The 1,107-nt window shown below is 65.7% G+C and carries 1 pseudogene; it reads left to right on the forward strand.

Features of this window, described 5'->3' with window-relative positions:
- Window positions 1-516 precede the first annotated feature (516 nt).
- A pseudogene (locus ACMO6A_RS03780) lies at window positions 517-1,107 on the forward strand (primosomal protein N'); the annotation flags it as partial.

Consider the following 1,107-nt stretch of genomic DNA (forward strand, 5'->3'; position numbering starts at 1 on the left):
GGGCCCCCTCCGATCCCGGCTCGACGGCGAAAGGCCGATTCCAACCCTGGTTTAACAGCGGAGCGGGCTCGAAATGGCGAAAAGTCGCCGAATTCGGAAGACATCGTGCGTTTCGGTCGAGCTCGTTGCGCGATATCGAAAGTGATCTTTCCGGTGACCTGTCCTTATTCGACAGGAGCTTTCTCTGTGCGCTTGAGGTTCGCTTAAGAACTTCCGAATCCGATGGTTTTTCGTCAACGGTAGCGTGTTCCGCGGTTAAACCAAGATTGACATAGCCCAGGTCGGCTCGTCCCTCTCGCCGGCGGTTCGGAAGCCCTCTTCGGCCATCGACCAGGTGCTCGTCTCGCCTGATCGCCAGCCGCCCGATAGGGAAAGCGGCGTGCGGCGGTGCATGTCGATCCTGGTTTAACAACGGATAGCGTGTTCGGATGCGGGGGCGAGCGGAATGCCAAGGGATTTCCTGCGGTGGAGCGGTAGGGCTCCTGCGGCAGCTCGGGGTTGGGATATACTGGGGGCATGAAACTCGCATCCGTCATCTTGGACATACCCACGCAGGCGCTCGACGCGCCGTATACCTACGCCGTCCCTGAAGAAGCGGGCGACCAGCCGATCGAGGTCGGCTGCGCCGTGCTCGTGCCGTTCGGGCCGCGGCAGGCCGTCGGCTTCGTCATCGGCATCGAGGAGCGCGCCGAAGGCGATTGGCCCGCAGGTCTCGACCCTGCCAAGCTCAAGGGCATCGTGCGCGCGGTGAGCCGCCCGTACTTCGACGAGGAGGGGGCTGCGTGCGCGCAGTGGCTCTCGGAACGCTACATCGCGCCGTTGTCGTCGTGCGTGCGCCTGTTCACGCCGCCTGGCGGCGTGCCGCGCATGGTGCGCGCGCAGGGAGGCTACTGGCGTCTTGAAGAGCCGACGGTGGGGGAAGTCGACGACCGCTGGGTGGTGCCGGGGCCTGCGCTCGCGGACTTCGAGCCGCGCAAGAACGCCGTGAAGCAGGCGTCCATCGCGGCCGCGCTCGAGCGCGGCGAGCTGCGCGTGGCCGAGCTGACGGCCGAGTTCGGCGCGGTGTCGTCGCCTCTCAAGGCACTGGAGAAGCAGGGCGTCGTGCGC

Origin of the sequence: Eggerthella sp. (assembly GCF_048329335.1) — a bacterium.
Classification (GTDB): Bacteria; Actinomycetota; Coriobacteriia; order Coriobacteriales; family Eggerthellaceae; genus Eggerthella; species Eggerthella lenta.